Origin of the sequence: Actinomadura barringtoniae (assembly GCF_017573505.1) — a bacterium.
GTDB classification, from domain to species: Bacteria; Actinomycetota; Actinomycetes; order Streptosporangiales; family Streptosporangiaceae; genus Spirillospora; species Spirillospora barringtoniae.
The window spans coordinates 42650-65024 of sequence record NZ_JAGEOJ010000034.1 but is presented as its reverse complement, the minus strand read 5'-3'; the positions used below and the strand labels follow the sequence as shown (position 1 = coordinate 65024).

21 protein-coding genes and 6 tRNA genes are annotated in these 22375 nt (G+C 70.3%); 12 read left to right on the top strand and 15 right to left on the bottom strand.

Translation table 11 applies throughout. The features are described 5' to 3' along the window. Positions 1-188: 188 nt before the first annotated feature. The gene (locus tag J4573_RS49870) at positions 189-917 is read left to right on the top strand and encodes a hypothetical protein (RefSeq protein WP_208263493.1); all 729 of its coding nucleotides are present in this window, start codon (positions 189-191) and stop codon (positions 915-917) included. Positions 918-969: 52 nt separating this feature from the next. Here J4573_RS49870 and J4573_RS49865 read toward each other — a convergent pair. Both J4573_RS49865 and J4573_RS49860 read right to left on the bottom strand, forming a co-directional pair. Further along, a tRNA-Glu gene (locus tag J4573_RS49865) sits at positions 970-1042 on the bottom strand. Between the two features lie 5 nt (positions 1043-1047). Further along, positions 1048-1119: transfer RNA gene (locus J4573_RS49860), tRNA-Glu, on the bottom strand. Between the two features lie 170 nt (positions 1120-1289). Between J4573_RS49860 and J4573_RS49855 the strand changes: the two genes are divergently transcribed. From J4573_RS49855 to sigM, 3 genes are all read left to right on the top strand, one after another. Further along, on the top strand, positions 1290-3542 hold the full coding sequence (locus tag J4573_RS49855; protein WP_208263492.1) for an InlB B-repeat-containing protein: 2253 nt from the start codon (positions 1290-1292) through the stop codon (positions 3540-3542). Between the two features lie 61 nt (positions 3543-3603). Continuing rightward, positions 3604-3945 (top strand): hypothetical protein, encoded by a 342-nt coding sequence (locus J4573_RS49850; RefSeq protein WP_208263491.1) that lies wholly within the window; start codon positions 3604-3606, stop codon positions 3943-3945. A 122-nt stretch (positions 3946-4067) separates the two neighbouring features. Further along, a complete protein-coding gene (sigM, locus tag J4573_RS49845) occupies positions 4068-4634 on the top strand; it encodes an RNA polymerase sigma factor SigM (RefSeq protein WP_208263490.1) in 567 nt (188 codons plus the stop codon). A gap of 52 nt (positions 4635-4686) precedes the next feature. Here sigM and J4573_RS49840 read toward each other — a convergent pair whose 3' ends face one another. From J4573_RS49840 to J4573_RS49825, 4 genes are all read right to left on the bottom strand, one after another. Further along, entirely contained in the window at positions 4687-5136 is a 450-nt protein-coding gene (locus tag J4573_RS49840; protein ID WP_208263489.1) for a hypothetical protein, read from the bottom strand. A gap of 80 nt (positions 5137-5216) precedes the next feature. Further along, on the bottom strand, positions 5217-6452 hold the full coding sequence (locus J4573_RS49835) for a L,D-transpeptidase (RefSeq protein WP_208263488.1): 1236 nt from the start codon (positions 6450-6452) through the stop codon (positions 5217-5219). A gap of 229 nt (positions 6453-6681) precedes the next feature. Next, positions 6682-7842, bottom strand: a complete 1161-nt coding sequence (locus J4573_RS49830; protein WP_307797526.1) for a L,D-transpeptidase — start codon at positions 7840-7842, stop codon at positions 6682-6684. 189 nt (positions 7843-8031) lie between these two features. Further along, positions 8032-8742 carry a VC0807 family protein gene (locus J4573_RS49825; RefSeq protein ID WP_208263486.1) on the bottom strand — a complete coding sequence of 237 codons (711 nt, stop codon included), beginning with the start codon at positions 8740-8742 and terminating at the stop codon, positions 8032-8034. Positions 8743-9205: 463 nt separating this feature from the next. Here J4573_RS49825 and J4573_RS49820 point away from each other — a divergent pair, with 463 nt between their 5' ends. Further along, complete coding sequence (locus tag J4573_RS49820) at positions 9206-9685, top strand: SCP2 sterol-binding domain-containing protein (protein ID WP_208263485.1); 480 nt, start codon at positions 9206-9208, stop codon at positions 9683-9685. Between the two features lie 23 nt (positions 9686-9708). Here the strand turns inward: J4573_RS49820 and J4573_RS49815 are convergent, their stop codons facing one another. Continuing rightward, positions 9709-10641, bottom strand: a complete 933-nt coding sequence (locus tag J4573_RS49815; protein ID WP_208263484.1) for a LysR family transcriptional regulator — start codon at positions 10639-10641, stop codon at positions 9709-9711. Positions 10642-10783: 142 nt separating this feature from the next. Between J4573_RS49815 and J4573_RS49810 the strand changes: the two genes are divergently transcribed. Further along, entirely contained in the window at positions 10784-12154 is a 1371-nt protein-coding gene (locus tag J4573_RS49810; protein WP_208263483.1) for a pyridoxal phosphate-dependent aminotransferase, read from the top strand. A 54-nt stretch (positions 12155-12208) separates the two neighbouring features. On the opposite strand, the gene J4573_RS49805 is transcribed toward J4573_RS49810, so the two are convergent. The 5 genes from J4573_RS49805 to J4573_RS49785 all read right to left on the bottom strand — a co-directional run bounded on the left by J4573_RS49805 (position 12209) and on the right by J4573_RS49785 (position 13118). Further along, a tRNA-Ser gene (locus tag J4573_RS49805) sits at positions 12209-12296 on the bottom strand. A 1-nt stretch (position 12297) separates the two neighbouring features. Continuing rightward, positions 12298-12372 (bottom strand) — tRNA-Gly (locus J4573_RS49800). A gap of 19 nt (positions 12373-12391) precedes the next feature. Continuing rightward, a tRNA-Ala gene (locus J4573_RS49795) sits at positions 12392-12462 on the bottom strand. A gap of 15 nt (positions 12463-12477) precedes the next feature. Beyond that, positions 12478-12549: transfer RNA gene (locus J4573_RS49790), tRNA-Trp, on the bottom strand. Between the two features lie 71 nt (positions 12550-12620). Further along, the gene (locus J4573_RS49785) at positions 12621-13118 is read right to left on the bottom strand and encodes a PaaI family thioesterase (RefSeq protein WP_208263482.1); all 498 of its coding nucleotides are present in this window, start codon (positions 13116-13118) and stop codon (positions 12621-12623) included. 218 nt (positions 13119-13336) lie between these two features. Between J4573_RS49785 and J4573_RS49780 the strand changes: the two genes are divergently transcribed. Then, positions 13337-13876, top strand: coding sequence for a hypothetical protein (locus J4573_RS49780; protein WP_243774867.1), 540 nt, complete (start codon positions 13337-13339; stop codon positions 13874-13876). Positions 13877-13912: 36 nt separating this feature from the next. Here the strand turns inward: J4573_RS49780 and J4573_RS49775 are convergent, their stop codons facing one another. Beyond that, on the bottom strand, positions 13913-15505 hold the full coding sequence (locus J4573_RS49775) for a Na+/H+ antiporter (RefSeq protein ID WP_208263480.1): 1593 nt from the start codon (positions 15503-15505) through the stop codon (positions 13913-13915). Between the two features lie 225 nt (positions 15506-15730). Between J4573_RS49775 and J4573_RS49770 the strand changes: the two genes are divergently transcribed. Then, entirely contained in the window at positions 15731-16294 is a 564-nt protein-coding gene (locus tag J4573_RS49770) for a CGNR zinc finger domain-containing protein (RefSeq protein WP_208263479.1), read from the top strand. Between the two features lie 40 nt (positions 16295-16334). On the opposite strand, the gene folP is transcribed toward J4573_RS49770, so the two are convergent. Then, positions 16335-17117, bottom strand: a complete 783-nt coding sequence (gene folP / locus J4573_RS49765) for a dihydropteroate synthase (RefSeq protein WP_243774879.1) — start codon at positions 17115-17117, stop codon at positions 16335-16337. Between the two features lie 344 nt (positions 17118-17461). On the opposite strand from folP, the gene gmd reads away from it, so the two are divergent. From gmd to J4573_RS49750, 3 genes are all read left to right on the top strand, one after another. Continuing rightward, complete coding sequence (gene gmd / locus J4573_RS49760) at positions 17462-18496, top strand: GDP-mannose 4,6-dehydratase (RefSeq protein ID WP_208263518.1); 1035 nt, start codon at positions 17462-17464, stop codon at positions 18494-18496. A gap of 113 nt (positions 18497-18609) precedes the next feature. Further along, positions 18610-18855, top strand: coding sequence for a UBP-type zinc finger domain-containing protein (locus tag J4573_RS49755; RefSeq protein ID WP_307797525.1), 246 nt, complete (start codon positions 18610-18612; stop codon positions 18853-18855). After that, positions 18855-20417, top strand: coding sequence for an MFS transporter (locus J4573_RS49750; protein WP_208263476.1), 1563 nt, complete (start codon positions 18855-18857; stop codon positions 20415-20417). Before J4573_RS49755 ends, J4573_RS49750 begins: the two co-directional genes overlap by 1 nt. 16 nt (positions 20418-20433) lie before the next feature. On the opposite strand, the gene surE is transcribed toward J4573_RS49750, so the two are convergent. Continuing rightward, positions 20434-21354, bottom strand: a complete 921-nt coding sequence (surE, locus tag J4573_RS49745; RefSeq protein ID WP_208263475.1) for a 5'/3'-nucleotidase SurE — start codon at positions 21352-21354, stop codon at positions 20434-20436. A gap of 104 nt (positions 21355-21458) precedes the next feature. Here surE and J4573_RS49740 point away from each other — a divergent pair, with 104 nt between their 5' ends. Next, positions 21459-22325 carry a LysR family transcriptional regulator gene (locus tag J4573_RS49740; RefSeq protein WP_208263474.1) on the top strand — a complete coding sequence of 289 codons (867 nt, stop codon included), beginning with the start codon at positions 21459-21461 and terminating at the stop codon, positions 22323-22325. Positions 22326-22375: the final 50 nt, after the last annotated feature.

The window sequence follows — 22375 nt, the reverse complement described above, 5'->3', positions numbered from 1 at the left end:
ACGCACGAGCCGGCCGGGCGGTGAATCTCATGGACTGAGCGCCTCGTATGCGCGCTGGTGGAGGGGTGGATCTGTCGCCGGCTAGCTGGACAGGGAACGGGCTGCGTCCAGGATGATCCTGATCACGGCGACGGGGTGGGAGACCATGACGGCGCGTCGCCGTCGGCCATCGGCACGCCGTACCGCTGATGCGCGGCGCACTGGCCGCTCTGGGCACGGACGAGAACCTCACCGAGGAAGGCCTGCCTCTCGCCGCCATCAGCATGTTCGCCGCCGATGACGTGTGGGACGACGAGGGCGGACGCCGGGCGTGGGAGCGGCTCGAAGCCTACGACCGGGCCCATGGGGCACTGGGCGCGCTCCGGAGCACGCTCATGGTCGGAGCCACCTGGGAACTGCGCGCGGGCCGATTCGACGCGGCCGAAGCGCTGCACGACGAGATGGCCGAACTCTCCGACGTCGTCGGACAGCCGCACCCCGGCGGTGTCCAGCGGATCGAGTTCCTGGCCTGGAGCGGGAGAGAGGCCGAGGCACGGGCGATGGCGGCGCAGGTCACCGGCGCCGATGACCTCACCATGAACTCCCTCACCGTCCTGGAGATCAGTCTCGGGCACTACGGCGAGGCGCTGGCCTGGGCGCTGCCCTCGTTCGAGCGCGACAGCCCCGGTCTCGCCGCCCGGTCGCTGCACGAGATCGTCGAGGCGGGCGTGCGCGGCGGCGACGACAACGCCGCTAAGGCCGCGCTCGCCCGGCTGGAAGGAGCGCGCCACGGCGGGCGGCACCCCCTGGGGCCTTGGCCTGCTCGCCCGCTGCAGGGCGCTGATGTCCGACGACGAGCAGGCCGAGGAGTTCTACCGCGCATCGGTGGACCTGCTCGCCATCACCTCGCGCCGCAAGCTCGCGTCCGTCCCCGATGAAGCCTGACCCTGGAAGGTGGCTTTTTGTAGGTCAGAAGAGTGTTGGGGAGAGTAGCCGGGACGGGGTTCGAACCCGCGCATTCCTCAGTGAAAATGAGGGGACCTGCCAATTAGTCGACCCGGCCTCGGGCAGCGCGTACGAGGATCGAACTCGTGTTTCCACGGTGAGAACGTGGTGTCCTGGCCACTGGACGAACGCGCCTGGGGATTTTCAGCGGGCGCTCTCGAGGGAGCGTTCGCTGGGTTCGTGAGTCATGGCGTTTCGCTCCCTTCTGGTCGGCTGATCTCCAGGTTGCCGGGTTTGGGTGGTTGAGGCAACGGGTTTTCCGGGCGGGGCGATTAGAGATGATCATTGACGGATAGTGATCATCCATGAGCGTGTTGCTGCGGCGGATCGCCGGTGTCACTGCGGTCGTGCTGACCGCCGGGTTGGCCGGGGTGCCGGCGAGGGCCGATGTCGTTGAGCCCGAGCCTCTTGCGGCGCCGGAGGGGCTGTTCACCGCGGCCAAGGGTGGGAAGGCCAAGCTCCTGCCGTGGGAACTGCGGCAGCGGGTCGCGGGCGTTCGGCGGGGTGCGCTGGCGTCTCTGTGTCATCCGGCCGGGGGCGCTCCGGAGATGCTGACGCTCAATCTGTTCCCGGATCTGGCCGTTGTGGCCGTCGCCGACCAGGTGGGGCGTACGGAACGGGCCGACAGCGTTCGCTGGAGCGGGACGGTCGACGGGATCCCGGACAGCTCGGTGACGCTGACCGCGGTGGGGCTGTGCGACAAGAGTCCGGGGCGGCTGGCGCTGGCCGGGTCTGCGGCGTTCAACGGGCAGGAGTTCACGTTCCGGCCCGGTGCGCGTGGCCGCACTACGGTCACTGAGATCGACACGACTACGGCGGGGATGATGGAACGGCCCGCCAGGCCCAAGATGCACGCCAACCTGGAGGCCGAAGCCGAGGCCGGGCAGGTCGGTGCCGCTGCGGGACAGGCCGAAAGTGGTGCCGGGCAGGTCGGTGCCGGGGCCGGGCAGGTAGATGGTGCGGCCGGGCAGGTCGGCGCCGGTGCTGGGCACGTGGATGCCTCCGGGGAACGAATTGCGGCAGCCGGGCCTGTGGTGGACGCGCTCATCGTCTACACACGGGGGGCGGTCAAGGCCGCCGGGGGCAAGGAGCAGATCGTCTCCTGGATCCAGGACGCGGCGGCCCGGGCCAACAAGAACCTGCACGCGAGTGGAGTGAACGCCACCGTGCGGGTCGTCCGGATTCAGGCGGCGGACTCCTACAAGGGCAAGGAGACCGTCGAGCCCGCGTTCAACAGCCTGAACTCGGCGCGCGACGGGAAGTTCGACGACGTACCGGGGCTGCGCAACAAGTACGGGGCGGACATCGTCACCGCGGTCGTAGGTGGCTATGACGCGAAGACGATGGTGGCGGGGCTGGCCAGCTATCCGGAACGACCGCGCAATCCTGATACGAGCGGCGACGCCTATTCGGTGGTGGCGGCCAATCAGCTATGGGCGTTCATCCTGGCGCACGAGTGGGGGCACCTTTTCGGGCTCGACCACGACTGGACGAACTCGCCGGAGAAGAATCCCTACTTCCCCGACAACCACGGCTACGCGTCCACGCAGAACAAGTTCGTCACCATCATGGGCTATCCGAACGCGTGCAAGCCGGCGTGCCCGTACATCGGCTACTTCGCCAACCCCACGCTCAAGCATCACGGGGAATCGCTCGGAGTGGCGATGGGGAAGGGCAAGTTCACGGCCAACAACACCCGGGTCATGAACATCACCGCCCCCGAGCTCGCCGCGTACCGGAAGGTGAAGACCAAGGCCAAGACCGCCAACCTCAAGCTGAGCGTGAGCGGCGGCGGTGGCACGGTCACGCCGAACGCGACCGGCCCCTACACGGTCGGCGACTCGGTCACGGTCAGCGTCGATCCCGCGCCCGGCCACGTGTTCGCGGGCTGGACGCTGGACGGCCGAGCCGCGGGCAAGGCGGACCCGTTCACCGTTTCGATGAGCGGGGACCACACGCTGACCGCCAAGTTCGCGGTCGGCACCGAGCCCAAGCTCCGGCTGGCGGCGACGGCCCAGCCGACGACCGGCGGCGAGGTATCGCTCGAGCCCGGCGGTACGGCGTTCGACCCCGACACCAAGGTGCTGGCGACCGCGCTGCCGGAGAACGGCTACGACTTCGCGGGCTGGCAGCTCGACGGTCACGCGGCGGGTGACGAGGACACGCTCGAGGTGGGGATGACGCACGCCCACCGCCTGGTCGCCAAGTTCGTCAAGTCGCAGCGGCTGACCGTCACGATCACGCCGGGCGTCGGCGGCGACGTGGAGTTCGCCGGCGAGTCGGTCGTGGCCGGCCGGGTGAACGTGCGGGCCAAGCCGCGTCCGGGCTGGACGTTCTCCGCCTGGCTCGTCGGCGGCCGGAAGGTCAGCACCAGCCCGGTGGCCAACCTCAGCGTCTCCGGAGCCAACCGGATCACCGCGCAGTTCGTCTCCGCCAAGAAGAAGCCCGCTGCGAAGAAGCCCATGCCGAAGCCCAAGCCCAAACCGAAGCCGAAAGCCAAGGCACAACCGAAGCCGAAGGCCAAGGCCAAGCACAAGGCGAAGAAGCGGAAGGGCTAGCGGCGCCAGGACTGACATGGGCCGGGCCGAGGACGTCAGTGCCAGGACATAGGGTCGGCCCATGTCTCAACGCCGTTTCGACCGGGCGATGCAGCAGCTGCGCCAAAGTGACCCGCAGAGCCGGGAGAACGGGTTCGACTTCCTGCGCGAGCACGCCGACTCCTACATCGACGAGCTGATCGCCGAGTTCGAGGGCGAGCGGGACGACCACGGCCTGCGCTGCTTGCTGCTGGAGCTCATCGCCGAGGCCCGGGACGAGAAGGCGCTGTCCATCCTCAGCGGCCAGCTGGAGAGCCTGGACGAGTCGCTCCAGTTCTGGGCCGTACGGGGGCTGGAGATGCTCGACACCAGGGACTCCGAGACCGTCCTCGACAAGGCCCGCGCCAACGGCTGGATCGCCTGACTCACAGCGGCGACAGATCGAATCGGCCCGTATGTTAACGGCGCCTAAAGTTTGCTTGCCCCTCCCCCGCGCCTGCCCTCACGCTCACGTTAGGGGGCCCGGCACGGACGGAGGGCGACGGGATGCGCAGCGATCAGACCCGCGCGATGCGGGTGGCGGACCGGGAACTGCTCGGCCTGCACGCCCAGGGGAACCCGCTCGCGTTCGATGAGTTGCTGCGGCGGCATCGCGACCGGATGTGGCGGCTGGCGCTGCGGACTCTGGACGATCCCGAGGACGCCGCCGATGCCGTTCAGGAGGCCTGCCTGTCGGCGTTCCGTGCGGCCGGACGGTTCCGTGGCGACGCGGCGGTGAGTACGTGGTTGCACCGGATCGTCATCAACGCGTGCTGGGACAGGGCGCGCCGGAACGCCGTGCGCGCGGCCGTGCCGCTGTCGGAGGAGGCGGCGGAGGGTCAGTTGCCTGATCCGGCGGACGCGGGCGGGCTCGCACTGGACGTGCAGAGCGCGCTGGCACGGCTGTCCTTCGACCAGCGCGCGGCCCTCGTGCTCATCGACATGCTGGGCTTCACCGTGAAGGACGCCTCTCGCGTCCTGGGCATCAAGCCCGCGACGGTCAAGAGCAGGTGCGTGCGGGGGCGTGCCCGGCTCGCGCCGCTACTGGCGCAGCATCGGAGCGTACGGGCCTAGGCGTACGGGCCTAGGCGTACGGGCCTAGGCGTACGGGCCTAGGCGTACGGGCCTAGGCGTACGGGCCGCCCTTGGTCCAGCCCTCCTGGCAGGCCCTCATGAACGCGTCGCGGCCGGCCGGGTACTTCCCGCCGCCCTTCAGTCCCTCCCGGTAGGACTGGGCGCAGAAGTTCGAGGGCGGGTTCTTGCCCATGGTGGCGCGCATCCCGGCGGCCATCTGGGCCATGAGCGTGTAGGTGTACCGCTTGCCATCGGGGTCGATCAGAACGATTTGTTTGCTCTGGGTGACCTTCGGGTCCTTGGGGCTCTTGGTGGGCGAGGGAGCGCTCGGGACCGTGCTCGGCGCGGTCGCGGTCGGCGCGGACGGCGTGGTTCCGGAGGTGGTCGTCGAGGCCGAGGGAGGCGGGGTTCCCTTCGCGTCACTCTTGCCGTCGTCGTTACAGGCGGCGGCACCCAGGGAGCAGCCGCACAAGGCCAGCACGATCGCGATCTTCTTGGGCACGGGAGCTCCTGGTCAAGGGGCGGATACCGGTCGGGCCCCGCCTCGCGGAGCGAGACGGGGTTCCCGACGCTTCGGCAAGCTCAGCCGGTGGTGACCTCGCGGTCCAGGGCGCTGCCCTTGACCCACTTCTTCCACGACAGCTGGTAGAAGGACCAGCCGTTGGTGTAGTCGAGGCCGCGCTTGCTCCCGGAGATGACCACTGGGTCGCCGCGGTAGGACCAGTTGTAGAACCACTCGGCCTTGGAGGGCGGGGAGTTCAGGCAGCCGTGGCTGACGTTCTGGTGGCCCTGTGCCCACACGGTCGAGGCCATCGAGTGGATGTACTCGCCGCTGTTGGAGATCCGCACCGCGAACGGGATGACCTCCTTGTAGCCGCCGTTGGCCTTGTCGTCCGGCTTCACGCCCATCCACTCCGACGTCATGATCGCCGGATTCTCCTTGCCCATGGTCAGGTGGACGCCGCTGGTGGTGAGGTAGGTGTCGACGCCGTTCACCACGCGCCCGCCGCGGCCGGCGCTGATCCCCCAGCCGTTCACCTTCTTGCCGTTCTTCTTGACGGTCAGCCGGTGGGTCTTGGTGCTGGCGGTGATCATGTGCTCGTCGCCGATGCGGAAGCTGCGGGTGAAGTCGTCGACGCCGTAGGTCTTCTTGGACGACTTCACGCCGGAGAGCTTCGCGGTGAAGGTGACCTTCTGGTTGGCCTTCCAGTAGTGGCCGTTCTTGGTGCGGAAGACCACCTGGGTGTCGCTCATCCAGTACCAGGCGCCGGTGGCGGCCTTGGTGGACTTGACCTCCAGCGCGCGCTCGACGGCCTTGCGGTCGCCGACGTCGTGGTTGAACGTCACCTGGATCGGCATGCCGACGCCGACCTTCTCGTTCTTGTCCGGCGTGACGTCGATGATCTCCAGCTCGTTCTCCGCCTTGAGCGTGGAGAACTTGCTGCCGGCGGTCGTCGTCTTGCCCTGCGGGCTCTTGGCGACCGCGGAGACCTCGTACTTGGAGCCTGGACGCAGCGTCCGCGACTTCCAGCTGGTCTTGTCGGCCGACATCTGGCCCTCGACCGGCTTGCCCTTGCGGGTGACGGTCACCTGCTCCAGCGTGCCGCCCGCCGCCTTGATCTCGACCCCGGCCTCCGGCTTGGCCTTGCCCGAGCCGTCACCGGGGGTGATCGTCACCTGCGGTGCGTTGGCCGCGCCCTGGCCGGCGACGGTCTCGCTCTTGTCCTTCTCGCCGCCCCCGGAGCACGCCGCGAGGAGCAGCACGGCCCCAGTCAGGCCCGCACCCGCCCGTACTCCTGTGCCAAGCCTCCGCTGCACCGTCACCCCTCCATACCCCTCGTCACCAGGGAGACATTAGCGACAAAAATCGTCGATGATGCCACAACCATGGCTTTTGGCGGTTGTCCGAGATCAAAGTGTTGCAAGAGCACCCCGAACTGGACCAATGCTGAACGCCCGCTGAGCGTCCGGCAAGCGAACCGACTGGACCCGGCAGGCGATCTCGCCGAGCCCGGCGAGCGGACCGGCCGGACGCCGGGCCGGCGATCTAGCTGAGCGCGCTGCCCTTCTTCCACTGCTCGAACGGGAGCTGCCAGTAGCTCCAGCCGTTGTCGTACTCCACGTCGCGGTCACTGCCGGTCAGCTTGATCACGTCGCCGCGCTGCATGACGTCGTAATACCACTTGGCGTTGGACGGGCTGAGGTTCAGGCAGCCGTGGCTGACGTTCGCCGAGCCCTGCGAGCCGACCGACCAGGGTGCCGAGTGGGTGTACTCGCCGCTGTTGGAGAAGCGGACCGCGTAGTTCACCACGGTCTTGTAGTAGCCGGGATCGCCCTCCTTGCGGCCGGGCGAGACCATCGTGACCGGGTTGGCCTTCTCCATGAGCAGGTGGACGCCGCTGGTGGTGGTGAACTCGCGGGTCGAGCCGTTGCCCGCGCTGAACGGGATGGACCGCAGTTTCTTCCCGTCGCGCGTGACCGTCATCTTGTGCTTGCTGATGTTGCCGGTGGTGATCTGGGCGGCGCCGATGCTGAGGGTCTCCTCGACGTCCTTGGCGCCGTAGACGCCCTTGCCCGCGTTCACGCCGGCCAGCCGGCCCTGGAAGCGCACCTTCTGATGGGGCGCCCAGTACGTCTTGGTGCGGTAGATCACCTGGTCGGAGCCGATCCAGCGCCAGGCGCCCTCGACCGGCTTCTCCGGCGTGACCTGCAGCGCCCGCTCGACGGCCGCCTTGTCGGTGACCGCCCGGTTGAAGCGGAGCATGATCGGCATGCCGACGCCCACCTTCTCACCCTTCAGGTTCGGCGTGACGTCGACCACCGAGAGCGTCTTGGACGGCTTCAGCGTGGTGAAGCTGCTGGTCGCGGTGTTCGGCTTGCCGTCGCGCTCGCCCTGCGCGGTGACGGTGTAGGCGGTGCCGGGCGTGAGCGTGCGGTCGCTGCGCCAGGTCTTGCGGTCGGCTGAGAGCTTGCCGGTGATGGTGGCGCCCTTGCCCTGGACGGTGACCGTCTTCAGGGTGCCGTCGGCGGCCTTGACCTCGATCGGGCTGTCCGGCTTGACCGCGCCGGTGCCGTTCCCCGGTGTGATCGTCACCGGGTTCGCGGTACGGCCCGAGCCGCCGGCGAGCTCACCGGACCCGCTGTCACCGCCGCTGCATCCGGCCAGGACCATCGCCGCCCCCGCGCCGCCGGCCAGCACGAAACCCACACGCCCCGTAAGCCTCACAAACACTCCAAATCCCCCGTTTTACCCCGTGATGGGGTGAAATCTATCGGAGATTCGGCGGGAGGACGAACCAGGCAAAACCCAGAGACCGCAAGGTCAGGCGGTCTCGAGTGCCTGCTTCAGCAGACGCGAGCGCCCGTTCAAGCGCCCTCGCCTCTCGACCCTCGACCCTCAGGCGAGTGCGGGCTCGCCGTTCACGTGGCGCAGGCAGCGCTTGAAGCCGAGCACCGACACCACGACCGCGGCGGCGCCGAGCGCGGCCACCAGGCCGGTGCGCACCCACAGGTACATGCCGAGCGACTCGTTGAAGAGCATGTAGGTGCTGATGGAGGCGTTCACCATGAACACCAGCGACCACAGCAGCGAGATGCGCAGGAAGAACTGCCGGACCCGCTCGTGCCGCAGGAACGCCTCGGGCATCGGCACCATGTCGGTGGCGAGCTTCTGGGCGAGCGGCCGCCGCAGCGGGACCGAGGCGAGGAACGCCATGCTCACCAGGAGCGTGCCGAGCGTGGGCTGCAGGAAGTAGACGACCGCGCTGTGGGTGGCCGCGGCCAGGCCCGCCCGGACGGTGACGCCCACGGCGGCCAGCAGCAGCATCCCCGAGACCCCGTGCCCGCGCCAGTAACGCCAGGCGATCCCGCCGTACACCCAGGTGACGGCCGCGACGAGCGCGCCGTTCAGGCCGAGCAGCGCGAACGCGGCGTAGAAGACCACGACCGGGGCGATCACGCCCTCCACGAACTTCGGCAGCGCGTGCCTGAGCATCGACGCCAGCCGGGGAAGCTCGAACGCATGGTGGGCATGGCGAGCGTGATGCCCGTGCTGCTCGTCGCCCGCCGGCCCGGCCGGGTCCGCGAGGAGAGTGGACGGTCGTTCCATCAGGCGCTGCACTCCCGGATCGGCCGCTGGGGCCGGTGGTGTGGTCGAGACCAGCCCCACGGTACGTGAAGATCCAGGCTCCCCCGTACGGTTTCGCCTCGCACCGACCGCGCTGGTCATCCGGCCCGCCTCCGCCCCGGGCGCCGTTCCGGCGGCGCCGTGCGCCCCGGTCCGCCTCCGGACCGGCTCGGGGGTTGGTTCGGCTCCGGGCCCGCTGAAGTGCGGGTCCCGGCCGAATGCGGCCAGATTTGCACTCTTCGGACATTCTCCCACCGATGACCGGAAGTAGTCGGGCGACTTCGCCACGTTCCGGGTCGCACGGCACTATCGTCACCCCTGCCGGACACCGACGACCCCCGCCGGACACCGAAAACCCACCTTCCAGCACCCTTGACCGTATTAGACCGGTCGTTAATAGTTCTCGCACACGGTTCTCGCAGACGTTCTCAATGAGGAGGCGCGGATGGGCGAGGCTCTTCCCCCCGACATGGACGACTCCGGGCAGTTCCAGGAGATGCTGAACGCCGTCGGCACGCCGGGCGAGCTGCGGCAGCTGCTCGAGGCGCCGGGCGTCGACGACGCGGTGATCACGCAGTTCGTCCGGGAGGTCGGCGTGGACAACGTCCTCGACCGGATCTTCGGGCTGATGGGCACCCGCTTCGTGCCCGACAAGGCGGGCAAGGACGGCGGCGTCGTCCGGTGGAACATCGACACCCCCTCCGGCCAGCGCACCTATCACCTCACGATCGCGGGCGGCACCGCCGAGGGCGGCCGCGGCGCCCCCGACAAGGCCAAGGTCACGCTCGGCATGTCGCTGCCGAACCTGCTGCGGCTGTGCGCGGGCAAGCTGAACGGCGTCACCGGCGTCATGACCGGCAAGATCAAGATCTCCGGCGACATGATGTTCGGCGCCAAGATGCAGGGCTGGTTCGATTACACGTAGGTGGCTTCGCCCGGCCTGATCGCCTACTCGCCGGGCTCGGTCCGGGCCGCCGAGACCTCCTGGGCGGCGGCGTAGATGGCGCGCATGGTGACCGCCACCGACGGCCGCCGGACGCTCGCCGCGCGCGTGACGGCGAAGACCTCGCGGGCGAGCGTGACGCCGGGGATGTCGCGTACGGCGACCCCGCGGTCCCCGGCGGCCAGCGCCAGCGCCGGGATCGCGGTAATGCCGATGCCCCGGGCCACGAGGCTGAGGATGGTGTGCAGCCCCTCGAACTCCCACGGCACGGGCCGGGCGCCGCCGACCGTGTCCAGCAGGCGTTCCACGGCCTGCCGGGACGGCTCGCCGGGCGGCGCGGCCATCCACGGCTCCTCGCGCAGTTCCTGAAGGTCGACCGCCCGCTGCGGATCCGACATCGGGTGCGACGCCGGAACGGCCAGCACCAGCGGATCGGTCCGCAGGTGGAAGAACTTCAGCGCCGCCGGTGACTGGTCGGCGAGCTTGCCCGTCCAGTCGTCGACGAGCGCGATGTCGACCTCGCCGCTCTGCACCTGCCGGATGCCGTCGCTCGGCCGCGTCTGCCGCAGCACGAACGTGAGCCCGGGGTGGTCGCCGAGGCTGCGCGCGAGCGCCGGGGCGAACGCGACCGCCGCCGTCGGGAACGCGGTGACCACCACCCTGCCGGTCGGCGCGTCCGCCTCCGCCGACAGTTCGGCCTCGGCCTCCTCGACGAGCGTGAGAATCTGCTCGGCGCGTTCGGCGAGGCGCCGGCCCGCGTCGGTGAGTTCCGCGCTGCGCGCCGTACGGTCCAGCAATGCCACCCGCGTCTCGCGTTCCAACGCGGCCAATTGCTGGGAGACCGCGGAAGGCGTATACCCCAAGGCCGAAGCGGTGGCCGCGATGCTTCCCCGGCGGGCGAATTCGGAAAGCAGCCGGAGCCTTCGCACTTCTAGCATCAGTCCATCTTACGGTCAGCATCGACGAGACTCGCTTGTGATGATGCTCGTGGCGAGCAAACATGGTGAGCGAGCCCGGCCGGTTCACTCACGGGGATTCCTCTTTCACCCACCGTTATCTCGTCACGCCCTGGAGCGCTTGATGCCTGTCCATGACCTGCCCACCGAGCCCCGCCCGCTCCACCCTCCCCTACGTCACGTCCCGCTCTCCCCGACCCTCGCGGTCAACGAGGCCATCGCGCGTAAGAAGAGGGAAGGCGCCTGGGTACTCCCGCTCGGCTTCGGTGAGGCGGGCATCCCGATCCATCCGGCGCTCGTGCGCGAGCTGGCCGCCGGCGCCGACCGCGGCGCGTACGGGCCGGTCGCGGGCTCGGCCCCGCTGCGCGCCGCCGTGGCCGGTTACTGGGCCCGGCGCGGGCTGCCCACCGACCCGGGCATGATCGTCAGCGGGCCCGGCAGCAAGCCCCTGCTCTTCGCGCTCATCACGGCGATCGGCGGCGACGTGGTCGTGCCGGCGCCGAGCTGGGTGTCCTATGCGGCGCAGGCGACCCTCGCGAACGTCGACCCGGTCTTCGTGGCGACCCCGCCCGGCGAGGGCGGGGTGCCGAGCCCGGCGCTGCTCGCCGACGCGGTGGTCCGCGCCCGCGCCGCCGGACGCACGATCCGCGCCGTCGTGGTGACGCTGCCCGACAACCCGACCGGCACGCTGGCCTCGGAGGAGACCGTCCGGCGGCTGTGCACGGTCGCCCGCGAGCACGACCTGGTGATCATCTCCGACGAGATCTACCGCGACCTCGTCCACGACCCCTCGCGCCAGGTGCACAGCCCGGCGGCCTTCGCGCCCGAGCGCACGGTCGTCACGTCCTCTTTGAGCAAGGCCCACGCCGCCGGAGGCTGGCGCCTGGGGGTGGCGCGCCTGCCCGAAGGCCCGTTCGGCGAGGCCCTGCGCGCCAGTCTGCTCGGCATCGCCAGCGAGATCTGGTCCAGCTCGCCCGCGCCCGTCCAGCACGCCGCCGCGTTCGCCTACTCCGAACCGGCCGAGCTGGTCGCGCACGTCGACCGCAGCCGGCGCCTGCACGCCGCGGTGATGGGCGCGGTCGCCGACCGCTTCGCCGCGGCCGGGGCCCGCGTGCGGCGGCCGGAAGCGGCCTTTTACGTCTACCCGGACCTGGACCCCCTGCGCGCGACGCTCCAGGCGCGCCACGGTGTCCGCACGGCCGCCGACCTGTGCGATCTTCTTTTGGAACGTTACGGAGTGGGCGTCCTGCCGGGCAGCTCGTTCGGCGAGCCCGCCGAGGCGCTGCGCGTGCGGGTGGCGCCGAGCCTGCTGTACGGGGAGAACGACGAGCAGCGCCTGGAGGCCCTGGCCGCGCCGGATCCGGCCACGGTCCCCTGGATCGCCACCGCACTCGACCGCCTCTCGGAGGTCCTGGCCGACCTCGGCCACCCGGGCGAGGTGCAGAACACCGGAAATGAGGAACCAGTGCTCATTCCGGCCGCCTCGGTCGCCTGACGCATGAGAAAGCGCCGCGGCATCGATCCCGATGCCGCGGCGCCGTCGTCGCAATGGCGGAGGACGAGAGAATCGAACTCCCGCAGGTCTCACCCTGACTACCGTTTTCGAAACGGGTGCCTTACCGCTCGGCCAGTCCTCCGTGGAGCCGTAGCCGGGAGTCGAACCCGGTTTGTCAGGGTGGAAACCTGATGCCTCACCGCCAAGGCCTCTACGGCATGTACTGCGGTTACCGCGTGGACTCGCGGGGAATCGAACCCCGATCGTCTGCGTGCAAAACAGAAATGTTCCCGTTACACCACAAGCCCAACGATCACTCTCAGCAGGGACGGTAGGAGTCGAACCCACATTTCACCGGAGTTGGAATCCGGTCGCCTATCCGCTGGCTCATCCCTTCGTGCTTTCGTTTTCTTTGATGCACACAAGGATGCGCCCGGTTCATGATCCGGGGCAATGTGTTTTTGGATCAGAGGTCGGGGTCGGTGTCGGTGGCCGTGGCGACGGGACGCAGGGGGCGGCGCAGCGGGACCAGCATCATCGAGAAGTCGGCGGCGGCGATGATGCGTTCCTCAGCGTCGGTCACGCGGCACTCGACGATGACCAGCTGGCGGCCCGCCTTCAGCACCTCGGCGCGCGCGAAGACGACGTCGCCGTGCGGTCTGCCCAGGTAGCGGACGTGGAGGTCGGCGGTGACCAGACTGACCTTGCCCGGCTCGAAGCCGCTGCCGCGCGCGGCGGCGGTGCCTGCGGCGACGTCGATGAGGGTGGCGATCGCGCCGCCGTGCAGGTTGCCGGTGCTGTTGAACGCCTCCTCCCGCACGGGCATCGACAGCACCGCGTGCCGGTCGCCGATCTCGGTGATCTCAAGGGCGAGCAGCTCGTGCAGCGGAGTGGACTTGCGCAGCATGGAGCGGATGGACTCCTGCTCGGCCGGCGGCAGCTCGGCGATGCGGATCGTGCTCATGGAGATCCATCCTAGTTACGGGTCAGACTGTCCCGATAAGGGTGGTGTAAGGTGCGACGTCGCACGGGGCGAACGTCATGATGTACCCAAGTGCCGGTCAAGGCACACCATGAACTACCTCCCCGTGGTAAACCCGAAACAGTGTGATGTCACGGTTGTGATGAAAGAAGGCGAGGGGGCCCGCCATGAGGCATGCACGGGATGGGGCTGCCGCGGCGATGAACGCAGCGTCCCGGGTACTCGTCGCCCGGGGGAAGAACGAGCCTCAAGAGCTGGAGAACCCCGACGTCGCCTGGGGGCAGCGCGCGCGTGACGGGGTCTGGGTACCGACCAAGGACGGCCAGCGGATCCACTTCGGCATCGACGTGCCCGCCGCCGACACCGTCGCCCAGGTGCTGCGGCCGAGCCTGCGCGTCTTCGTGGGCATCGAGGTCGACACCGACATCGTCGCCCAGACGACCGCGAGCGGCATCCGGCTGCTCACCGTGATCCATGGCGCGGACGCCCCGAGCGAGTTCCGCTTCCCGGTCTCGCTGGCCGACGGCCTGGTGCTGGAGGCCATGCCGTCCGGCGGCTACGACGTCGTCCACCTGCGCTACGGCGCGACGGTGGGCCGCCTCTACAACCCGTGGGCGTGCGACTCGATGTACCGGCCCGTCAAGGCCGACTACGTCCTGGAGGGGCAGACCATCACGATGCGGGTCCAGCACGAGGGCTCGTACTACCCCGTGGTCGCCGACCCGCTCTACTCGCGCTGACGGCCCGCCCGCCGACCCGGCGGGCCCCGCGGGCGTTCACCCCTTGACCTGCCGGGTCACGACGGGGTCCTCGAAGTCCAGTTCGCCGCTGATCCGGCGCCGCGTGTCGGCGCCGATCTTGCCTTTGCGGTAGAGGGCGTCGAGCTTGGCGCGCTGGGCGTTCACCAGGGCCGTCCGGACCCGGCCACGGCTGGCGACGGTGCTCTCCTCCGGCTCGGCCTCGCCCTCGCCCTTCTCCTCGCGCAGGCGGCCCTGGATACGTTCCAGGCGGAGCTCCAGCATCTGCCGGAACGCGTCGGCGGTGCGCTCGTCGACCTCGTCGTCGTCGGCCAGGTCGTCCAGCCGGGCGAGCGCGGCCTGCAGGATGGCCTTGCGAGCGCCCATCTCCTCCAGCCGCAGCCGGTCGGACTCGACCAGCCCCAGGCGGCGCAGCACGTACGGCAGCAGCGGCGCCTGCCCGACCAGAGTGACCAGCACGACCAGCGCGGTGAGCAGGATCAGCATGCCCCGGTCCTCGCCGACGGAGGTGGGCAGGGACAGGACGATCGCCAGCGAGATCGCGCCGCGCAGGCCGGACAGCCCGATGACCAGTCGCGGCCGCCAGCCGAGCCCCCGCTGGATCCGTTCGCCGCCCGGCAGCAGGCTCGCCAGCGGCCCGTTGAACAGCTCCCACAGCAGCCGGACCGCGATGACGACCGCCGACACCGCCAGCGCCGTCAGGGCGACCTCGGCCCAGGTGTGGTTACCGGGCTGCTCCAGGACCTGGCGGATCTCCAGGCCGAGCAGCACGAACAGCATCGACTCCAGCAGGAAGATCAGCACCCGCCAGAACATCTGCCCGGCGATCCGGGAGGCGGGCTGAAGCATGCCCTCGCCCCGCGTACCGAGGTAGAAGCCGGCCGTCACGGTCGCCAGCACGCCCGAGAAGCCGAGGTTCTCGGCCGGGATGTAGGCGACGTACGGGGTGACCAGCAGCCCGATCACCTGGCTGATGGGGTCCTGGATGTGCCGCCGGAACTTGCGGATCACGACGCCGACCAGCAGCCCGAACGCCACTCCCCCGACGACGACCTGCGCCAGCCGGACCGCGCCGTGCGCGAGGGTGAACGGCTCGCTGAGCGACTCGACGGCCAGCCCGAAGATCGTGAGGGCGACGCCGTCGTTGATCAGGCTCTCACCCTCCAGGATCGTGACCAGCCGCGGCGGGGCGCCGAGCCGCTGCATGACCGAGGTGGCGGCGACGGCGTCGGTCGGGGCCACGGCGGCGCCGAACGCGATCGCGGCGGCCCAGCCCGAGCCCGGCAGGAGCGCGAAGGCCGTCGCGGCCACGGCCGCGGTGGTGACGGCTGTGAGCCCGAACGCCAGCGTGAAGATGGGGATGGCGTCGGCGCGGGCCTCCCGTGGCGCGGTGAAGAAGGCGGCGTGATAGACCAGGGGCGGCAGAAAGCCGAGCAGCACCAGCTCTGGCGACACCACCACCTTGGGCAGCCCGGGCACGAACCCGGCGGCCACCCCGAGGATCACCAGCAGGATGGCGGCGGGCACACCCAGCCTGGTCGCCAGCGCCCTGGCCAGCAGCACCACGACGGCGATGACCAGGAAGACGATGAAGATCCGTTCATCCCCCACGGGCCGATCATTCCCCGCGGGCGGCCCGGACGATCATCCGGCGGCGGCCGGGTGTCAAGAGGCGAGGACAGCGGAGTGTCGCCACGTCGGCAGCCCGTAACCGCCCGGGTTGCACGGACGATCACGATCTGCGGAATATGGTGGAGGTCAGGCAGTGTCCGAGTCGCTCCCCTCGGCGTCGCCCACCGGAGCTGACCACCCCAGGTCTCCGAGACTGGAGTCATCGTGATCTTCACTCATGACGCCGAGCACGCGCTGGCGACCGTCGTCGACCTGATCAACACCGCGCCCGAGGCGTCCGGGACCGAGCAGCTCGCGGACCTGCACGGCCTGCGCGACTTCGTCGATCGCAACAGCTTCAGCGACGTGCACGACCTGACCGGCCAGGACCTGGCCCGGGTGCTGGCCCTGCGCGCCAAGTTCCACGCGGTCTTCCAGGCCGCCGACGTGCCCGCCGCCGTCGGCCTGGTGAACGAGATCGTCGGCGCCGTGCGGACCACCCCGCACCTCACCGACCACGACGGCTTCGACTGGCACGTGCACTTCTTCGCCCCCGGCGCGCCCATGAACGAGCACCTGGCCGCCGACTGCGGCATGGCGCTGGCGTACGTGGTCGCGGCGGGCGAGCTCGACCGGCTGCGCACCTGCGAGGCGCCCGACTGCTCGCGCGTCCTGGTCGACCTGTCCCGCAACCGCTGCCGCCGCTACTGCGACAGCCGCACATGCGGCAACCGCATGCACGTGGCCGCCTACCGCGCCCGCCAGCGCGAAGCCGCCTCGTCCCACTGACCCTTCCCTGACCCCGGCCTCGAACGGCCGTCTGTGGCCGCTACGGACGGCCTGAGAGGGCTGTGACCGCCGCCAGGGCGTCCCTGGTCCCGGCCACGTCGTGCACCCGGAAGACCCGGGCCCCGAGCCAGGCCGAGACGCCCAGCACGGCCATGGTGCCGACCCCGCGCTTCTCGACCGGCTGGCCGAGCGTCTCGCCGATGAAGTCCTTGTTGGAGACCGCGACCAGCACGGGCCAGCCGGTGGCGGCCATCTCGTCCAGCCGCCGGGTGATCTCCAGCGAGTGGCGGGTGTTCTTGCCGAAGTCGTGCGCGGGATCGATCATGATCGCGTCCCGCCGTACGCCGAGCGCCGAGGCCCGCTCCGCCTCGGCCGTCACGTGCGCCAGAACGTCGGCCATCACGTCGTCGTAGGCGATCCGGTGCGGCCGGGTGCGCGGCTCCAGGCCGCCCGCGTGGGCGCAGACCAGGCCGATCCCGTGCTCGGCGGCCACCTCGGCCAGGCGGGGATCGGGACCGCCCCAGGTGTCGTTCAGCAGGTCGGCCCCGGCGGCGGCGACCTCCCGGCCGACCTCGGCCCGCCAGGTGTCCACGCTGATCACGATCTCGCGGTGCCGCTCCCGTACGGCCGCGACCAGGTCCACTACCCGGCGCAGCTCCTCGGCGACGTCCACGACCTGGCCAGGGCCCGCCTTGACCCCGCCGATGTCGATGATGTCGGCGCCCTCCTGAACGGCCTTGTCCACCGCCGCCAGGGCGGCGTCGAAGCCGTAGGTGGCGCCCCGGTCGAAAAAGGAGTCCGGGGTCCGGTTCACCACCGCCATGATCGCGAACCGGCCGAGGTCCCGCCCGTTCAGGCGCAGGGGCGGGAGGGACCGCTCGGGAGGGGCGGTCGGCGGGGCAGGCGGCAGGCCGTTCGGGCTCGTCATGATGATCAAACGGTCGCACATCCGGGCCGCCGGCGCCACGGAACCTCGCAGGAAGCCCCTGCACAGCGCGGTTTCGGCGTTCCCGGCGCGAAACGAACTCGAAGCAAATTCGGTTTAAACGGCGCCCTCGCTCGTCAGCATCGCTAAGAGGTCGCTAACCTCATATTTCACACTCGTTGCGGGAAGCGGTCACACCCGTGATGGGCCTCAGCATCTGTCCTAATCAGCTGGAGGATCCGCTGTCCAGGCGAGCACTCATCACCGGGATCACCGGGCAGGATGGCTCGTACCTCGCCGAGCACCTGCTCGAGCGGGGTTATGAGGTCTGGGGCCTGGTGCGCGGTCAGGCCAATCCGCACGTGTCGCGGCTGCGCAAGCACATCGGCGACGTCCAGATCACCACGGGCGACCTGCTGGACCAGGGTAGCCTCATCTCGGCGGTCGAACGGGTCCGCCCCGACGAGGTCTACAACCTGGGCGCGATCTCCTACGTCCCCATGTCGTGGCAGCAGGCCGAGCTCACCGCCGAGGTGACCGGCATGGGCGTGCTGCGCACGCTGGAGGCGATCCGCGTGGTGTCGGGGATCAGCCCGTCCCGCACCCCCGACGGGGAGCAGATCCGCTTCTATCAGGCCTCCTCCTCGGAGATGTTCGGCATGGTCCGGGAGACGCCGCAGAACGAGAAGACCCCGTTCCACCCGCGCAGCCCGTACGGCGTGGCCAAGACCTACGGGCACTACATCACCCAGAACTACCGCGAGTCCTACGGGATGTTCGCGGTGAGCGGGATCCTGTTCAACCACGAGTCGCCGCGCCGCGGGGCCGAGTTCGTCACCCGCAAGGTCACCCTCGGCGCCGCCCGGATCAAGCTGGGCCTGGCGTCGGAGCTGCGGCTGGGCAACCTGGAGGCCCGCCGCGACTGGGGCTACGCCGGCGACTACGCCCGCGCCATGCGGATGATGCTGAACCAGGGCACCCCCGAGGACTACGTCATCGGAACGGGCCAGACCCAGTCGGTCCGCGATCTGGTCGAGTTCGCGTTCACCAGCGTCGGGCTCAACTGGGAGGACCACGTCGTCCTCGACGAGCGCTACACCCGGCCCGCCGAGGTCGACCTGCTCTGCGCCGACCCCAAGAAGGCCCGCGAGCAGCTCGGCTGGGAGCCGCGCGTGACCTTCGAGGAGCTGGTCTCGATGATGGTCGAGTCCGATCTGCGGCTGCTGTCGGAGTCGGTCCGGCCCGAGGACGAGCCCTTCAGCCCCGACCACTGGTGATCAAGCGGCCCCGGTCCGTGGCCGGTGGCGCCCGGTCCGCGATTCGGCGCACCCGGGCGGTGATCTCACGCCCCCGCGCGTGGCACGATGCAGCTATGGCTTCGTGTGAACACGTGAACGACCTCCCCGCGGAGGACCCGCAGCCGCGGACCCCGGAGGGATGCGAAGAGTGCCTGGCGGGCGGGACCCGGTGGGTTCACCTGCGGCTGTGCCTGGCCTGCGGCCACGTCGGCTGCTGTGACTCCTCGCCGATGCGGCACGCGACCAAGCACTTCCACGCCGAGACCCATCCGATCGTCCGCTCGTTCGAGCCGGGCGAGGACTGGCGTTGGTGCTTCGCGGACGAACTGATCGTCTGATGCCCGACGTTCGGTTGGCGACCCCGACGGGTCGCTGGATTCTGCTGGCCACGGTCCTCGGATCGGGCGTGGCCATGCTCGACGCGACGATCGTCAACGTCGCGCTGCCCAGGATCGCCACCAGCCTGCACGCCAACATGGCCGGGCTGCAGTGGACGGTGAACGCCTACACGCTCACCCTCGCCGGTTTCATCCTGCTGGGCGGTTCGCTGGGCGACCGCTACGGGCGCCGCAAGGTGTTCGTGATCGGCGTGGTGTGGTTCGCGCTGGCCTCGCTGCTGTGCGGCCTGGCGCAGGACATCAGCATGCTGGTCGCCGCGCGGGCCCTGCAGGGCGTCGGCGGCGCGCTGCTGACCCCCGGCTCGCTGGCCATCATCCAGGCCTCGTTCAGCTCCGACGACCGGCCGCGCGCGGTCGGCGCCTGGTCGGGCCTCGGCGGTGTGGCGGGCGCGATCGGGCCGTTCCTCGGCGGCTGGCTGGTCGAGTCGGCCGGGTGGCGCTGGGTCTTCCTGCTCAACCTGCCGCTCGCGGCGGTCGTGGTCGCGGTGACGCTGCGGCACGTCCCCGAGAGCGTCGACCCCGACGCGCGCGGCAGCTTCGACATCCTCGGCGCGGTCCTCGCCGCGCTCACCCTGGCGGGCACCACCTACGCGCTGACCGAGGCGCCCGAGGGCAACGTCTCCAGCGCGGTGATCGGCGCCGCGGCGGCGCTCGGGCTGGCGGCCGCGGTCGCCTTCGTCTACGTCGAGCGGGCCCGCGGCAAGGGCCGCCACATCGGCGTGATCAGGCGCCACGGCAAGGACGGTGCGGAGAAGGCGGCGCCGCAGCCGATGCTGCCGCTGTCGATCTTCGGTTCCCGGCAGTTCACCGCCGTCAACATCGTCACGTTCGTGGTGTACGGCGGGATGGGCGTGATGTTCTTCCTGTTCGTGCTGAACCTTCAGGTCGTCTCCGGCTTCTCGGCGATCGCGGCGGGCAGCGCGATGCTGCCGGTGACGGTGCTGATGCTGCTGCTGTCGTCGCGTTCGGGGGCTTTGGCCCAGCGGATCGGGCCGCGCAAGCCGATGACGGTGGGGCTGGTGCTGGCGGCGGGCGGCATGCTGCTGGCCTCACGCGTCGGCAAGGACGCCTCCTACCTGGTGGACGTGCTGCCCGCGATCGTCATCTTCGGACTCGGGCTGGCCGCGATGGTCGCGCCGCTGACCGCGACCGTGCTGGCCACCGCCGACGTGCGGCACGCCGGGGTGGCCAGCGGGGTCAACAACGCGGTGGCGCGCGCCGCCGGGCTGCTGTCGGTCGCGGCGATCCCGCCGCTGGCGGGGCTGACCGGGGACGCCTACAACGATCCCGCCGCGTTCTCCGACGGGTTCCACAAGGCGATGGTCATCTGCTCGGTGATGCTGCTCGGCGGCGCGGTCCTGAGCTTCTTCACCGTCCGCGACGACGCGCTGCGCACCTGCCCCGACGGCCAGGTGCCCGACCCGAAGTTCAACTGCGCGGTGGGCGCTCCCCCGCTGGAGCCCGAGCCGGAGAAGCCGGTCCCCGCCACGTCGTCACCGTGACGCTCACCGTGGCGGCTCACCGGGGCAGGCCGGGGACGCTCGCCGGTGAGAGCGTCCAGTCCCCGTCCATCGGCGTCACGGTGACGTAGTCCTGGGCCAGTGCGGTCGTGTCGGCGTTCCGCACCGGCTCGGGAGTCGTCGGGAAGTCCGGCGTGATGACGTAGGTGTCCGGACCGGCCGGCTGGTACTTCGGCAGTACGAACGAGGTCTTGCCGAGCCGGGTCGCCTTCGTCCCCTTGGGGGTCCCGTCCACGATCGGGTAGTTCACGTTCAGCGCGACGCCTGAGGGCAGTACCCGGCCGCCGTGCCCGGCCCGCTGGAGCCGCGCGATGAGGTCGGCGAGGTACTTGGCGGTGGCGGGGAACGCCTTGAGCGTGGCGTCCTGGCCCGCCTTGAGGTCGATCTCGGTGCTGACGGCGATCGCCGGGACGCCGTTCTCCAGTCCCGTGAGCGCCGCGCCGACCGTGCCGGAGTGGGTGGCGAGAGCGCCGGTGTTCTGGCCGAAGTTCGATCCGGACACGACCAGGTCGGGCTTGCGGCCCGCGAAGACGACCTGGAGCCCGAAGTAGACCGAGTCCGCGGGCGTGCCGCCGACCGACCACACCCCGGGCGACTCCTGCCGCGCCTTGATCTGCGCGCCGAACTTCGCGGTCATCCCCGTGCCGGCGCCGCTCTGGTCGGCGGCCGGGGCGACGACGGTCACGTGGTGGCCCGCCGCGAGGAGCGCCTGCCGTGCGGCCTGGATGCCCGGCGCCGAGTAGCCGTCGTCGTCGGTCAGCAGGATCTCCAGCGGCCGCGCGGCCTTGGCGGGCGTGGACGAGGGCCGCCCGGCGGGCGCGGCCGGTGCGGCCGGGGCGGCGAGCGCCGACGGCGGGACGGCCAGGGCGGCGGCTCCGAAAACGACGCCGGCGAGCAGGTGCGAACGCCCGATTGACATGTGTTCACCTCAGTCTCGATTACGACACGTGATGACATGCAAATCTCGGGTCCGATTCCGGCTATGTCCAAGACCGGATCGGTTCGTTGTCATACGGTCAGGGCATGAATCTGCGGCAGCTGCGCTATGTCGTGGCCACCGCCGACCACGGCACCATGACGTCGGCGGCTCAGGCGCTGTATGTCGCCCAGCCCGCGCTGTCGCGGGCCGTGCGCGAGCTCGAGCGCGAGCTCGGCGTGGAGCTCTTCGCCCGTTCGGGACGGGGCGTGGTGCTCACCGCGGTCGGCGAGCAGGTGGTCCGGCAGGCACGGGTCGCCCTGGACGCGATCGACGCGATCGAGGGGCTCTCGGTGTCGCGCGCGAACGGCCGCGGGGCCGAACTGCGCATCGCGACCACGTCCTCACTGGAACCCGAGCTCACCGGGCGGCTGATCCCGCGCTTCGCGCGCGACCAGCCCGCGGTGCGGGTCCGGGTGATCCGCTGCGACGGCCGTGAGCACGTCGCCTCGGCGATCCGTTCCGGCCGCGCCGACCTGGCGCTCACCGACCTGCCCGTCCCCGGCGACCTCGCCGCCCATCCGTTCGAGCAGCGCGAGGTGGTGCTGATCTCGCCGCCGACGCTGAAGCTGCGCGAGCCGGTGCCGCTCACCGCGCTGGACGGCATGCGGCTGGTGCTGCCCGGCCGTGGCAGCGCCCGGCGGGCCGAGATCGACGCGATGCTGGAGCGCATCGGCGCGAGCCCGGTGCCGGCGGTCGAGTCCGACGAACGCGGCTCCTGGCTCGGCTGGGTGCGCGCGGGCATGGGCTCGCTGCTCTGGTACCGCAACCAGATCGAGGACACCGAGGGATTGGCGGTCCGCTCGTTCATGCCGCCGCTCACCAAGATGATCGGCCTCGTGCACGCGCACCGCCAGCTGCCTCCCGTGGCACGCGACTTCCTCGCCTTCGCCAAGGAGGCCTCACGCGGCTAGCGCGAGACCTCCCGCACGGCCGGCGCATCGCGGAGCGGCGATCGCGTCTC